The organism is Vagococcus xieshaowenii (genome assembly GCF_004792515.1).
Lineage (GTDB): Bacteria > Bacillota > Bacilli > Lactobacillales > Vagococcaceae > Vagococcus_A > Vagococcus_A xieshaowenii.
Map to the genome: position 1 here is coordinate 559,356 of NZ_CP038865.1, position 14,099 is coordinate 573,454.

General features: G+C 36.7%; 18 protein-coding genes. 17 read left to right on the forward strand and 1 reads right to left on the reverse strand.

Translation table 11 applies throughout. The features are described 5' to 3' along the window. The first annotated feature begins 8 nt into the window (after nt 1–8). From E4Z98_RS02735 to recN, 12 genes are all read left to right on the forward strand, one after another. Nucleotides 9–812: a PTS mannose/fructose/sorbose transporter subunit IIC gene (locus tag E4Z98_RS02735; RefSeq protein WP_135254173.1), complete on the forward strand. Its 804-nt coding sequence runs from the start codon at nt 9–11 to the stop codon at nt 810–812. A gap of 22 nt (nt 813–834) precedes the next feature. After that, nucleotides 835–1,746 carry a PTS system mannose/fructose/sorbose family transporter subunit IID gene (locus E4Z98_RS02740; RefSeq protein ID WP_135254171.1) on the forward strand — a complete coding sequence of 304 codons (912 nt, stop codon included), beginning with the start codon at nt 835–837 and terminating at the stop codon, nt 1,744–1,746. Nucleotides 1,747–1,841: 95 nt separating this feature from the next. Further along, nucleotides 1,842–2,219 carry a DUF956 family protein gene (locus E4Z98_RS02745; RefSeq protein WP_135254169.1) on the forward strand — a complete coding sequence of 126 codons (378 nt, stop codon included), beginning with the start codon at nt 1,842–1,844 and terminating at the stop codon, nt 2,217–2,219. A 128-nt stretch (nt 2,220–2,347) separates the two neighbouring features. Next, on the forward strand, nt 2,348–3,412 hold the full coding sequence (locus E4Z98_RS02750; RefSeq protein WP_135254167.1) for a M24 family metallopeptidase: 1,065 nt from the start codon (nt 2,348–2,350) through the stop codon (nt 3,410–3,412). Between the two features lie 30 nt (nt 3,413–3,442). Then, nucleotides 3,443–4,000, forward strand: a complete 558-nt coding sequence (efp, locus tag E4Z98_RS02755; protein WP_135254166.1) for an elongation factor P — start codon at nt 3,443–3,445, stop codon at nt 3,998–4,000. Nucleotides 4,001–4,029: 29 nt separating this feature from the next. After that, on the forward strand, nt 4,030–4,461 hold the full coding sequence (locus E4Z98_RS02760) for an Asp23/Gls24 family envelope stress response protein (RefSeq protein ID WP_135254164.1): 432 nt from the start codon (nt 4,030–4,032) through the stop codon (nt 4,459–4,461). A 1-nt stretch (nt 4,462) separates the two neighbouring features. Next, the gene (nusB, locus tag E4Z98_RS02765; protein ID WP_135254162.1) at nt 4,463–4,903 is read left to right on the forward strand and encodes a transcription antitermination factor NusB; all 441 of its coding nucleotides are present in this window, start codon (nt 4,463–4,465) and stop codon (nt 4,901–4,903) included. A 330-nt stretch (nt 4,904–5,233) separates the two neighbouring features. Further along, nucleotides 5,234–6,574 carry an exodeoxyribonuclease VII large subunit gene (gene xseA, locus E4Z98_RS02770; RefSeq protein ID WP_135254160.1) on the forward strand — a complete coding sequence of 447 codons (1,341 nt, stop codon included), beginning with the start codon at nt 5,234–5,236 and terminating at the stop codon, nt 6,572–6,574. 3 nt (nt 6,575–6,577) lie between these two features. Beyond that, the gene (locus E4Z98_RS02775; protein WP_135254158.1) at nt 6,578–6,820 is read left to right on the forward strand and encodes an exodeoxyribonuclease VII small subunit; all 243 of its coding nucleotides are present in this window, start codon (nt 6,578–6,580) and stop codon (nt 6,818–6,820) included. Then, the gene (locus E4Z98_RS02780; RefSeq protein ID WP_135254157.1) at nt 6,813–7,700 is read left to right on the forward strand and encodes a polyprenyl synthetase family protein; all 888 of its coding nucleotides are present in this window, start codon (nt 6,813–6,815) and stop codon (nt 7,698–7,700) included. Before E4Z98_RS02775 ends, E4Z98_RS02780 begins: the two co-directional genes overlap by 8 nt. 4 nt (nt 7,701–7,704) lie before the next feature. Next, complete coding sequence (locus E4Z98_RS02785; RefSeq protein ID WP_135254155.1) at nt 7,705–8,523, forward strand: TlyA family RNA methyltransferase; 819 nt, start codon at nt 7,705–7,707, stop codon at nt 8,521–8,523. Between the two features lie 28 nt (nt 8,524–8,551). Then, a complete protein-coding gene (recN, locus tag E4Z98_RS02790) occupies nt 8,552–10,228 on the forward strand; it encodes a DNA repair protein RecN (RefSeq protein WP_135254153.1) in 1,677 nt (558 codons plus the stop codon). Nucleotides 10,229–10,280: 52 nt separating this feature from the next. On the opposite strand, the gene E4Z98_RS02795 is transcribed toward recN, so the two are convergent. After that, complete coding sequence (locus E4Z98_RS02795) at nt 10,281–11,111, reverse strand: pyruvate, water dikinase regulatory protein (protein WP_135254151.1); 831 nt, start codon at nt 11,109–11,111, stop codon at nt 10,281–10,283. Between the two features lie 75 nt (nt 11,112–11,186). Here E4Z98_RS02795 and E4Z98_RS02800 point away from each other — a divergent pair, with 75 nt between their 5' ends. The 5 genes from E4Z98_RS02800 to E4Z98_RS02820 all read left to right on the forward strand — a co-directional run bounded on the left by E4Z98_RS02800 (nt 11,187) and on the right by E4Z98_RS02820 (nt 13,794). After that, on the forward strand, nt 11,187–11,636 hold the full coding sequence (locus E4Z98_RS02800; RefSeq protein ID WP_135254149.1) for a Fur family transcriptional regulator: 450 nt from the start codon (nt 11,187–11,189) through the stop codon (nt 11,634–11,636). A gap of 106 nt (nt 11,637–11,742) precedes the next feature. Further along, nucleotides 11,743–11,919, forward strand: a complete 177-nt coding sequence (gene rpsU, locus E4Z98_RS02805) for a 30S ribosomal protein S21 (protein WP_126831326.1) — start codon at nt 11,743–11,745, stop codon at nt 11,917–11,919. A gap of 24 nt (nt 11,920–11,943) precedes the next feature. Further along, a complete protein-coding gene (locus E4Z98_RS02810; protein ID WP_135254147.1) occupies nt 11,944–12,387 on the forward strand; it encodes a GatB/YqeY domain-containing protein in 444 nt (147 codons plus the stop codon). Nucleotides 12,388–12,493: 106 nt separating this feature from the next. Next, nucleotides 12,494–12,991, forward strand: a complete 498-nt coding sequence (locus E4Z98_RS02815) for a GNAT family N-acetyltransferase (RefSeq protein WP_135254145.1) — start codon at nt 12,494–12,496, stop codon at nt 12,989–12,991. Between the two features lie 119 nt (nt 12,992–13,110). Continuing rightward, nucleotides 13,111–13,794 carry an O-methyltransferase gene (locus tag E4Z98_RS02820; protein WP_209316296.1) on the forward strand — a complete coding sequence of 228 codons (684 nt, stop codon included), beginning with the start codon at nt 13,111–13,113 and terminating at the stop codon, nt 13,792–13,794. Nucleotides 13,795–14,099: the final 305 nt, after the last annotated feature.

Genomic DNA, 14,099 nt, shown 5'->3' on the forward strand with positions numbered 1-14,099 from the left:
GGCTTATCATGAGTGTATTATCAATGATTTTAGTTGTATTAGTTGCCTTTCTAGCTGGTATGGAAGGAATTTTAGATGAGTTCCAATTCCATCAACCGTTAGTAGCATGTACGTTAATCGGTTTAGTAACAGGCAATTTAGAAGCAGGTATTGTTCTAGGTGGAACATTACAAATGATCGCGTTAGGTTGGGCTAACATTGGGGCAGCAGTAGCACCCGATGCAGCGTTAGCATCTGTAGCGTCAGCAATTATTTTAGTATTAGGTGGACAAGGCGTTAAAGGTGTTCCTGCAGCGATTGCTGTTGCGATTCCTTTAGCTGTTGCAGGTTTATTCTTAACAATGATCGTTCGTACATTAGCTGTTCCTATCGTTCATATGATGGATAAAGCAGCTGAAGAAGGAAACATGAGAAAAATTGAATTATGGCACATGGTTGCTGTAGCAATGCAAGGTGTTCGTATTGCTATTCCAGCGGCAGCGTTATTATTCATCCCAGCAACAACTGTTCAAGGTTTCTTAGAGTCAATGCCAGCTTGGTTAACAGATGGTATGGCTATCGGTGGTGGTATGGTAGTAGCAGTAGGTTACGCATTAGTAATCAACATGATGGCAACTAAAGAAACATGGCCATTCTTTGCTATCGGATTTGTGGTAGCAGCTTTATCAGAAATCACTTTAATCGGTTTAGGTGTATTAGGTGTTGCATTAGCATTAATCTACTTACACTTATCTAAAACAGGTGGTTCTTCAAACAACAACGGTGGCAGCAACACTGGTGATCCACTAGGCGATATCTTAAACGACTATTAAACCTTGAAGGAGGACAAAACAAATGGCAGAAAAAATTCAATTAAGTAAAAAAGATCGATTAGCTGTTGCATGGCGTTCTACATTCATTCAAGGTTCTTGGAACTATGAACGTATGCAAAATGGTGGTTGGGTTTACTCAATGATCCCAGCAATCAAAAAATTATACACAAACAAAGAAGATCAAAAAGCGGCATTAAAACGTCACTTAGAATTCTTTAATACACATCCATATATCGCATCTCCAATCTTAGGTGTAACATTAGCCTTAGAAGAAGAACGTGCAAACGGAGCTGACGTTGATGACGTAGCTATCCAAGGGGTTAAGGTTGGTATGATGGGACCTTTAGCTGGTATTGGTGATCCAGTCTTCTGGTTTACAGTACGTCCTATGTTAGGTGCTTTAGGAGCGTCACTTGCAATGGGTGGTAACATCTTAGGACCTATTCTTTTCTTCGTCTTATGGAACTTAATTCGTTGGGCATTCATGTGGTATACACAAGAATTTGGTTACAAAGCAGGTAGCAAAATCACTGAAGATTTATCAGGTGGTTTATTACAAGATGTAACAAAAGGTGCGTCAATCTTAGGGATGTTCGTACTGGCAGCGTTAGTACAACGTTGGGTTTCTATTCAATTCCAACCAGTTGTTTCTAAAGTTAAATTAGACCAAGGTGCTTATATCGAGTGGGATAAATTACCTTCTGGAGCAGAAGGTATGAAAGCTGCGTTTGAACAAGTAAACAGTGGTTTATCATTATCAGCTGAAAAAGTTACAACATTACAACAAAACTTGGATCAATTAATTCCAGGTTTAGCACCATTATTATTAACATTATTCTGTATGTGGTTATTGAAGAAAAAAGTATCTCCAATCGTAATTATCTTAGGATTGTTCGTAGTAGGTATTTTAGGACACGTAGTAGGATTACTATAATAATTAGTAAAAAGCTCGAGAGTTTCTCGAGCTTTTTTTAATAAATAGACTATGCTACAATGATGAAAATGAACAAATAGAATCGAGGCAAGATCATGGTACAATCACTTAATACAAAAGTTGACTTAGTCACAGACGCAACGGCTTATACCGGGTTAACCGATTATGGCAAAATTATGATTGGGGATAAAGGATTTGAATTTTATCATGACCGAGATGTGAGTAAATTTATCCAAATCCCTTGGGAAGAAGTGGACTATGTCGCGGCTTCTGTCATGTTTAAAGGTAAGTGGATTCCGCGTTATGCCATCCAAACGAAAAAGAATGGGATGTATACCTTCTCATCTAAACATCCTAAAAAAGCATTACGTGCGATGAATGTTTATATTCCAGCGGATCGCATGGTTCATTCATTAAGTTTTATGGATGTTCTAAAGCGTGGACTAAAGAATACCTTTAAAAAGAAAAAATAGAGAATACACTTCAGCTAAAAGAGTTGGAGTGTTTTATTTTTATCAAAAAGCTAGACAAGAATGGTTTTATTATGGGCTTTTTTTTGATATAATAGCATTGATATAGTTTCTAGAAAGAAGGTCATAATATGATTCATCGTATAAATAAGCTTAGAAACAAAATGAAAGAAGCAAACTTAGACGCTTTTCTTGTCACAAGTTCGTATAATTTAAGATATGTTTCAGGATTTACTGGCACTTCTGGTTTAGCGGTTATCACGTTAGATAATGCCTACTTTGTAACGGACTTCCGTTATACTGAACAAGCAAGCACGCAATGCGAAGGTTACACGATTGTTCAACATAGCGGTCCTATTTATGATGAAGTAGAAAATATTGTCAAAAAAGAAAACCTATCAAACATGGCATTTGAAGAAGTTCATATGTCTTACTTTACACATGACGTTGTTTCAGAACTTTTATCATGTGATATGGTGCCTGTTCAAGGGATGATAGAAGAGCTACGTGAAGTTAAAGAAAGTTCAGAAATCGAAATTGTGAAGGCTGCCTGTGGTATTGCAGATAAAGCCTATGCGCATATTCTTGATTATATCAAACCTGGTATGAGTGAAATTCAAGTAGCCAATGAAGTGGATTTCTTTATGCGTTCATTAGGCGCTACAAGTGTGTCATTTGAAACGATTGTAGCTAGCGGAGTTCGTTCAGCAATGCCTCACGGTGTGGCAAGTAATAAAATAATTGAGCAAGGTGACTTGATTACTTTAGATTTTGGATGTTATTATGAAGGGTACGTTTCAGATATGACCCGTACGTTTGCCATTGGTGACCCAGGTCAACAATTAAAAGATATTCATCAAATGGTTCTAGACGCTCAATTAATGGTTACAGCAGCAGCCAAACCAGGTATGACAGGCGTTCAATTAGATGCAGTGGCACGTGATTACTTCGCTACTAAAGGAGTCGCAGAAGCATTCGGTCACTCAACAGGTCATGGTATTGGTCTAGAAATTCATGAAGGTCCAAACGTTTCTCGTTTGGCTGAAAAAGCTTTTGTTCCAGGCAACATTATTTCGAATGAACCAGGATTGTACTTCCCAGGTATTGGTGGCGTACGTATCGAAGATGATCTTTTAGTAACAGAAACAGGCGTTGAAATATTAACCCATTCACCAAGAGAGTTAATTATTTTATAAGATGCTTTAGTATAATTTAGGAGGAAAACAATGATTTCAGTAAACGATTTAAAAACAGGTTTAACTGTAGAAGTAGATGGAGGCATTTGGCGTGTAATGGATTTCCAACACGTGAAACCTGGTAAAGGAGCAGCCTTTGTTCGTACCAAATTAAAAAATCTACGTACCGGTAGTGTTCAAGAAAAAACTTTCCGTGGTGGAGAAAAAATTGCTAAAGCGCAAATCGACAATCGTAAAATGCAATATCTATATGAGTCAGGTGATAGCCATGTCTTCATGGATACTGAAAACTATGAACAAATCGAATTACCAACAGAAGTCATCAAAGATGAATTGAACTATTTATTAGAAAACAGCATGTGTAACATTATCATGTATGGTAATGAAACAATCGGTGTTGACTTACCAAATACAGTTGTTTTAGAAGTAAAAGAAACTGAACCAGGTATCAAAGGAGATACTGCTTCAGGTGGTTCAAAACCTGCTGTGATGGAAACTGGCTTAGTTGTAAACGTGCCATTCTTTGTTAACGCTGGTGATAAATTAGTGGTTAACACTGTCGATGGTTCATATACTTCACGTGCTTAATACGTATCAACTGAAAGGGGATCAGTAACATGGGACAAAATACGGATTTAATTTTAGAAAACCTAAATGAAAATACAGGTGGGGATATTGTTATTGCACCTGAAGTTTTAGAAGTGATTATCGGTATTGCCGCAGCTAAAGTTGAAGGCGTTCAAGGAATGCGTGGCAATTTAGCAGCAAATGTTACCTCACTTTTAGGAAAAGAATCACATCGTAAAGGTGTAACGTTAAATGTTTTAGATGAAGGAATCTCAGTAGACTTATATTGCTATTTAGCCTATGGTGTTTCAGTTCCTAAAGTAGCCCTACAGCTACAAGAAATTGTGAAACAACAAGTGTTAAATATGACGGATATTGAATTGTTAGAAGTCAATGTTCACGTTGTGGGATTAGTCACTGAAAAATTAGCGACACCATCATTAGAAGAATTACTAAGTATGGAAGAAGAAGAGGAGGAATAGTGTGGAGTTAACTCGTCGTCAAATCAGAGAGAAAGCTCTTCAAGCGCTATATCCATTTGATTTTCAACAAGAAATTACCAAAGAAGATGCTATTAGTTATGCTTTAGAAATCGGGAATCAATCATTATTTGATGAAGAGACAGGTATGTTTATTCCGGAATATCTAGATCAATTAGTATCAGGTGTCATTGAGCATCAAGCGGAAATTGATCGTAAAATTGAAGAACATTTAAAGGGATGGAATATCGCTCGTGTAGCTAAAACAGATTTAATTATTATGCGAATTGCTATTTATGAAATGTTAAACGAAGAAACACCAAGTCGTGTAGCATTAAATGAAGCAATTGAACTTGCTAAAATGTATTGTGATCACAAATCACCTAAATTCGTTAATGGTGTATTATCAAACGTGATGAACCAATTAGATAGTGAAAAAGAATAGTTAGATTGAAACGCCGTTTATTCGGCATTAAGGAGCTATGACAAATTATTGTCATAGCTCCTTTTTTGTATACGACGATATATTATGAAGAAATGTCATAAAACAGATGCTTTTCAGAAAGTATTTGTCGACAAATAGTAAAAACGGTGTTAAATTAGAAGATGTTTGATTTTTATGTTAAGGCCGAAAAAGAAACAGATGATTGATGAGAAACAACAAATGTTTCGTCGCTTTCCATTGTAGGATGCTCAATGATTTTATGGTAAAATAAGACATAGTGAATGAGGAAATACCATATGATTAATTAAGTGAATGTGGGTGGAGAGGATTATGACACAACAATATTTGTCAGTAACAGCCTTAACGAGATATATAAAATATAAATTTGAACAAGATCCTTATTTAGAAAGAGTTTTTTTAACAGGAGAGTTGTCTAACTTTAGAGCTAGACCGAATGCCCATCAATATTTTTCAATCAAAGATGCAAATGCGAAGATATCAGCCGTTATGTTTAAAGGTGCCTATGCAAAATTAAAATTTGAGCCTAAAGAAGGTATGAAGGTTTTAGTTATTGGTCGGATCACGCTTTATGAAGCGACGGGTCAATATCAAATAACTATTGAACATATGGAACCAGATGGTGTAGGGGCTTTGTACCAAGCGTTTGAGGAGATGAAAGAAAAATTATCTAAAGAAGGATTATTTAATGCGCCTAAAAAGCCTTTAGTTAAGTTTCCTAAACGAATTGCCGTTATTACTAGTCCAAGTGGAGCTGTTATACGTGATATTATGACGACAGTGAAGCGTCGTTACCCTATTGCTGAATTGGTTATTTTTCCAACGTTAGTTCAAGGGACAAAGGCTGCACAAAATATTGTAGCGAATATTCAAAAAGCCGATGACATCGGCAATTTTGATACCATGATTGTGGCACGTGGGGGCGGTTCAATTGAAGATTTGTGGCCGTTCAATGAAGAAATCGTGGCACGAGCCATTTTTGCGGCTAAGACGCCGATTATTTCTTCAGTCGGTCATGAAACAGATATCACCATTGCAGATTTTGTAGCAGATGTTAGAGCGGCAACACCAACAGCAGCTGCAGAATTATCGGTTCCTAATTTGACCGATGAATTGTTAAAAATCCGAGAAAAAGAACATCAATTAATGAAAGCATTTCGTACTTTATTACGTCATAAAAAAGAACGATTGCATAAATCTCAGGATTCGTATATTTTCAGACAACCACAACGTTTGTATGAAAGTTTAGAAATAAAACTAGATAGTATTAGTCAGCGATTTAATCAACAAATGACCGCGACGATACAAAAGCAAGAACAGCAACTATCGGAATTAACGCAGCGTTTGCAATTAGTAAATCCAAGTCAAGAAGTTGAACAATCACAGCAACAGTTGAACTTTTTAAAAGAGCGATTGATGCGTAGCATGATACTCAAACTTGATAAAAGCAAAATGGAATTAGCTAAAGGAATGCAAGCACTGGATATGTTAAGTCCATTAAATATTATGAAACGTGGGTATGGATATGTCACTGATGAGTCAGGGATCATTCATTCAGCCCAACAACTAAGTGAACATCAAGAGATTACCATTAACTTTACGGATGGTAAAGCACTGGCAGAAGTCAAATCAATAGAGTATATAAAGGAGTAGAAAATGGCAACAAAAAAAGCAGAGCCTACATTTGAAGAGGCGTTAAATCAATTAGAAGTAATCGTTAGAGAACTTGAGCAAGGGGATATTCCTTTAGAACAAGCATTAGGAAGCTTTAAAGAAGGCATTGGTTTGAGTCAATATTGTCAAAAGAAATTAGCAGATGCTGAAGAGATGTTAACTAAGATTATGAATGAAGAAGGTCAAGAAGTAGTGTTTCAAGAGAGTGAGAGCTTAAATGCCTAAGACCTTTGCAAACTTTTCAGTTAATCATTTACCTAAAGTAGAAGAGATGATGTTAGGTTTTGTAAGAAAATATGCAGAAGAAGCAACGTTAGCACAAGCGATGACTTATTCACTAGAAGCTGGTGGCAAAAGAATACGTCCGATGTTATTACTTGCTACTCTTGATATGTTGAAGCAACCGATTGAAGACGCCCATTATCAAGTGGCTGGTGCCTTAGAAATGATTCATACGTATTCCTTGATTCATGATGATTTACCTGCCATGGATAATGATGACTTACGCCGAGGGAAACCAACTAACCATAAAGTTTACGGCGAAGGAATGGCTATTTTGGCAGGTGACGGGCTATTAACGGAAGCTTTTCATTTAGTTACACAAGCAAACATCGAACCAGACGTGAAAGTCGCAATCATGCAAGAACTAGCACTTCATGCTGGTTCAGCTGGAATGATTGGTGGACAAGTGGGTGACATTGAAGCGGAGAACCAAGAGATTACATTGGATCATTTAGCTTCTATTCATCGTCGTAAAACAGGTGCGTTGATTATGTTTGCTGTTAATAGTGCCGCTTTACTAGCACAAGCTGATGAAGCAACCAGGCGTCACCTATCTCACTATGCTGAACAATTTGGCATTGCCTTCCAAATCAAAGATGATATTTTAGATGTTATTGGGGATGAAGCAGTTATAGGGAAAAAAGTCGGCTCAGATGAAGCGTTGAATAAAAGTACCTATACATCGATTCTAGGCATGGAAGCAGCGAAAGAAAAATTAAATGAACATATTCATGATGCGCTTGCCTCACTAGAAGCAATCAAGGTAAATCAACCAGAAGTGGATACAGCGCTTTTAGTCGAACTAATAAATAAATTAAGGTGAAAACATGAAAAAAGAACGAGTAGATGTCTTGGTCGTCAATCAAGGTCTTGCTGAAACACGTGAACAAGCAAAACGTTTAGTAATGGCCGGCATGGTTTATGACCAAAACAATGAACGCATGGACAAACCAGGGGTGAAAATTCCTGAAATAACTGAATTACAATTAAAAGGGAAAGGCTTACGCTATGTTTCGCGTGGTGGCCTTAAATTAGAAAAAGCAATTGAAGTATTTGATATGGACTTTAATGACAAAACAGTGTTAGATATTGGTGCTTCAACAGGTGGATTTACCGATGTAGCCTTACAAAATGGGGCGAAATTAAGTTATGCTTTAGATGTGGGACACAATCAATTAGCATGGAAATTACGTCAAGACGAACGTGTTGTTGTAATGGAAAAAACTAACTTCCGCTATTCTAAGCCAGAAGATTTTGAACAAGGCTTACCAGAAATTGCAACGATTGATGTGTCGTTTATTTCATTAAAATTAATTTTGCCAGTCTTAAAAACGATCATTCAACCCAACGGTCATGTAATGGCACTTGTTAAGCCACAATTTGAAGCAGGGCGTGAATTAGTAGGGAAAAACGGTATTGTCCGTGACCCAGATGTCCATCAAATGGTTCTATACGAGATGACATATTTCATGCAAGAAGAAGGCTTCCAAGTTGAAGCGATGAACTACTCACCAATCAAAGGTGGCGAAGGAAACATTGAATTTATTGTTTACTTAAAAGCAGTTGATGAAGTGGATAAAAAAGATAGCTTAGCGTTAGAAACGTGGGTGAAACAAATCGTTGATGAGGCACATCACTCACTATAGAGAATAGATAGCTAAAGTAGGTGGATGAATGTTAGAAGAACTAGTCATTAAAAATTTTGCGATTATTTCAGATTTACGATTGTCTTTTGAAAAAGGTATGACGGTCTTAACGGGCGAAACAGGGGCTGGAAAATCGATTATTATTGACGCTGTTGGGTTATTAGTTGGTGGACGTGGTTCTGCCGATTTTATTCGACACGCAGAAGAAAAATCGGTTTTAGAAGGTCAGTTTTTTGTGAATGAACGTGTTTTACCAGATGTTAAGGAAGCACTTGAACAATTAGGGATTGAGATGGACGATCAAACCGTTATTATTTCGAGAACTATTTTTAGAAGTGGTAAAAACATTTGCCGAGTGAATAATCAGCTAGTGAATACAACGGCGCTAAAACAGATTGGTCAATTTTTAGTAGATATTCATGGTCAACATGAGCATCAGTCGCTTATGAATTCGGAGCGTCATATCGGTTATTTGGATCAATTTGCCATACAAGAGATTCATCCTATATTGATGGAGTATCAAGAAGTGTTTCACCAACAACAGACGTTATCTCGTCAAATTCGTCAATTAGAAACAAATGAAAAAGAATTTGTTCAACGAATGGACATGTTGAATTTTCAACGTGAGGAAATTGAAACGGCTGAAATTAGTGTAGGGGAAGAACAGAAACTTCTAGAAGAACGTCAAATGTTAGTCAATCATCAAAAAATTACCGATGCCTTAAATATGAGCTACCAGTTTATTCAAAATGATGAGATGAATAGCTTATCTAATATTGGTCAAGCCATGTCTGAACTTGAAACGATTAGTGATTTGACCGAAGATTTCAAAACGTTGTATGACGAAGTCGCTTCTAGTTATTATCAATTAGAAGAAGCTGCGCGTACGATTCAAAGTGAATTAAGTGGCATGGAGATGGATGAGAAACGATTAAATCATGTAGAAGAACGCTTGAATACTATTCGCCAAATGAAGCGTAAATATGGTGATTCTGAAGAAAGTATTTTAGAACACTATGATAACGTGGTAAAAGAATTAGAAGAGTCAATGTTTAGCGGAGCAAAACAAGAACGTCTCGAGCAAGAACTAGCTGAAGCAACGGCTAATGTACAAGTGTTATCGCATCAATTGACAACGATTAGAACAGCCAAGGCAACGATTCTTGAAGAGGCAATTGTGTCACAGTTAAAAGATTTATACTTAGACAAAACTATTTTTAACGTCGTGGTAGAACCTGTAAAACCGTATGAATTGGGAAGTGACTTGGTGACCTTCTATATTAGTACAAACCCTGGAGAAGAACCTAAGCCATTAACAAAAGTTGCTTCAGGTGGTGAGTTATCACGTGTCATGTTAGGAATGAAGAGTATTTTCTCTGAATCTCAGGGAATTACGAGTATTATTTTTGATGAGGTAGACACAGGGGTGAGTGGTCGAGTTGCGCAAGCAATTGCTAATAAGATTCATCAAATTGCAACGGACTCACAAGTATTATGTATTACCCATTTACCTCAAGTAGCTGCTTCAGCGGATCATCATTATTTCATTGAGAAACATATCGTCGATGAACGTACGCAAACAACGGTCTATCCATTATCGAAAGAGCAACGTGTTGATGAAGTGGCAAGAATGTTGGCCGGTGAAGTGATCACAGACTTGTCTAAACAACATGCGAAAGAGTTATTAAATTTATCGACAAAGTAATGAAGCTATATACGTACAAAAACAGGTTGCCTTACTTGGCAACCTGTTTATTTTATTCGCCGAAATAACCGCATTCGTCAATTTCTAATAAATGTAAAATCATAGAAGAAGTTTCTTCGATGGAACGATTGGCAACATTGATTACAATACAGCCAATCATGTCGTATAATTTTTGGGCATAGTCTAGTTCTTGATTAATGTTATTAATATCAGAATAAGCAGTATCAGGATCTAATCCGTAAGCAATCATTCGTTGTTGTCTAATTTTGTTAAGAATACTTGGATCATTTGTTAGACCAACGATTTTTTTAGGATCGACTTGCCAAATTTCTTTTGGTAAGGTTGATTGCGGGACAATCGGTAAGTTAGCGACTTTAATATTTTTATTGGCTAAGAACAAGCTTAGTGGTGTTTTCGATGTTCTAGAGACACCTAACAAGACAATATCTGCTTCTAGGAAGCCTTTAGGGTCTTTGCCGTCATCATAGGTTACGGCAAATTCCATTGCATCCATGCGCTTGAAATATTCTTTGTTTAACGTATGGGCAGCGCCAATTAATTTGGTCGGATTGACGTGTGTTCGCTGTTGAATTTCGCTAACGAGTGGCGAAAGAATATCCAAACAAAATAGTTTATTTTCTTTACAAAAATCATTAACATAGGCAATAAATTCATCAGTAATTAACGTATGGATCACCATCGCGTTTTGTTTTTTAGCATTGGCTAAAATCTCAGTTAAATCACTAAATTCAGTGATAAAAATATTTTTAACGAGATTAAATTCAACGTCTCCGTACTGTGCAGTGGCAGCATTGGCTAGGTTAGAAGCAGTCTCACCTGCGCTATCGGAAATGATATAAATCGATTGTTTTTGTATTGACATTAGAACAGTTCCCTTCTTGCATTTGGATTCATCTTATTATAGCATAGATGTAGTAGGGAAAAGGAAGGTTGCTTTATGAAAGAAAAAAAGATTGAAAAAGCGTTAGAAATCATGAAAAAAGCGGGTTTCAAATACACAGAACGTCGTCAAGCCATGTTGGTTTTTTTAGAGACGCAAAATAAGTATTTATCTGCTAAAGATGTATATGAATACATGAACGATGGTTATGAAGGCATTAGTTACGACACTATTTACCGTAACTTAAAAGACTTTACAGATCTTCACATATTGGAAGAAACCGAATTTGAAGGGGAAAAAAGATTTAGATTCCATTGTAATCCTGACGGTCATCATCACCACCATCACCATTTCATTTGTACGAGCTGTGGCGCTACACAAGCAATTGATATGTGTCCGATGGATTTCTTTAAAGAACAACTAGTCGGTGCGCAAATTCAAGGACATCGCTTTGAAATCTTTGGCAAATGTGCGGAATGTACGAATAAATTACAAGATATTCAATAATATTGTTGACGTTAAAACACCATTTCGCTATAATAGTTAAAGGACAGTTTTTATTAGTCATTAATGAAAAACGGTTACTTTTTAAGCTCGGAGGGAGGGGAATTAAATGTCAAAAACAGTAGTTAAGAAAAATGAAAGCCTTGATGATGCTCTTCGTCGCTTCAAACGTTCCGTTTCTAAAACAGGTACTTTGCAAGAATACCGTAAACGTGAATTTTACGAAAAACCAAGTGTTAAACGTAAGAAAAAATCTGAAGCAGCTAGAAAACGTAAGAAGTTTTAATCTTCTGATTGGAGCTGATAAAGTATGTCTCTATTAGACAACTTAAATCAAGATATTAAAGTGGCAATGAAAGCGAAAGATCGCGATAAGTTGACTACATTAAGAATGATTAAGTCATCATTACAAAACGAACAAATCAAAGAAGGTCGCGAGTTAACGCCCGATGAGGAGTTAACAGTTTTAGCGCGTGAAGCGAAACAACGTCGTGATTCGATTGAAGAGTTCGGCCAAGCAGATCGTCAAGATTTGGTTGATAAAGTAACTGGTGAACTTAAGATAGTTGAAGCTTATTTACCTCAACAATTAACTGAGGAAGAGATTCGTGCGATTGTTTTAGAAGCGATTAACGCAACAGGAGCAACGTCAAAAGCGGATTTTGGAAAAGTTATGGGGGCAGTAATGCCTAAAGTGAAAGGTAAAGCTGACGGTAACCTAGTTAATAGTACTGTCAAAGCCTTATTAAACTAATATTAGAAACCAACTACTTCGGTGGTTGGTTTTTTGTTTACCTAAATAGTCGCTCTTCTAATCCCAACATGTTATGATGATAAAAAGAGAAAGGACTTGATAAACGATGTTAATACGACCAGTTACGCTGAATGATCGGGATGCTGTGGAACAATTGATACAGGACCATGTGAGTGAAGTAGGCTATGTAGAGACACGCTTTAATGAGGAACTTTTAAATGCAAGTGAAGATTTTTGGCCCAAAATCGACAAAGAGGGGTATGGTTTTTGGGTGGTAGAGAAAGGTCGTCAATTAGTTGGGATTGGTGGGTATCGTCCATTAGATGAAGACAACCGAGTCGTTGGAGAAATTCAACACCTATATGTCAAACCCAATAGACGAGGGCGAGGTATCGGGGCGAAGTTACTGTCCGTTATTATGCAAGATGCTTCGCAGCACTTTGAAACACTTTATATTGAGACGCATCATAAGTTAAACAAAGCCAATCGACTGTTTGAATACTTTGGCTTCACTCAAATCCCGTTTGCGATGGGTGCTCACTCGCCTTATGAGATGGATTGTTGGTATGTAAAGAATAGTAACGTCACACAATCGACACAATGAATCGTTATTCTAATAAGGAAACTAGCTGTTTTTTTGGCTAGTTTCTTTTTTATGTTTGCTATCTAAATTTGAGTTACGTATAATAGATGAAGCACTAACTAATGAGAGGATGAATGGATTTGCGTAATCCCATGATGCATAGACCTGTAGTCAAACAAGAAATTGTTGATTTTATGAGAACAAGACAAAAACAACTCACAGGTCCTTTAAGAGAAATACAACGAGTAGCTAATGAAAATGATGTGCCAATTATTCCACACGAAACAGTGGTTTTCTTACAGTTTTTATTAAAACAATTAAAACCTAAAGAAATATTAGAAATTGGCGCAGCGATTGGTTTTTCAAGTAGTTTGATGAGTGAGTATGTCGCAGAAGATGGACATGTGACGACGATTGATCGCTTTGATGTGATGATTCGTAAAGCGCGTGCTAATTACAAGGCGCTAGGATTAGAAGGTAAAATCACGTTATTAGAAGGAGATGCCAAAGATATTTTGCCAACCTTAGATAAGAAGTATGATTTTATCTTTATGGACAGCGCAAAGTCTAAATACATCGAGTTCTTACCGTATTTATTAGACTGTCTAGAAGTTGGTGGCGTGATTATGATTGATGATGTCTTACAAGCTGGGACTATCTTACAACCAATCGAAGAAATTCCCCGTAACCAACGCACGATCTATCGTAAGTTAAATCTATTGTTCGATACCGTATTGGAACATCCAGACTTAACAAGTAGCTTAATTCCATTAGGGGATGGCGTGTTGTTAATTACCAAAGATAAAGAAAATATCGACTTATAGAAAAGAAAGTAGCTGTGACAAAATTTGTCACAGCTACTTTTTTATGATTAAACTATTTTATCGCTATAATAGACGATAGCCCTCTCTAATAAAAGAGAAGGCTATCTAACTATTCAATATTCACTATTTAAGGTTGTTCCATACTATTACTAGTTTTGATTATTTCTCATTTAAACAATGCAATCCCTACCGACTATTACATCCTTGTAGCCCTAAAGCTACGCCAGTGTGAGTAAACTTCATTAAAATATATCAAAATGTTGCATAAGAAATATTTTTCGTATGTATATATAATATCAGTTAAA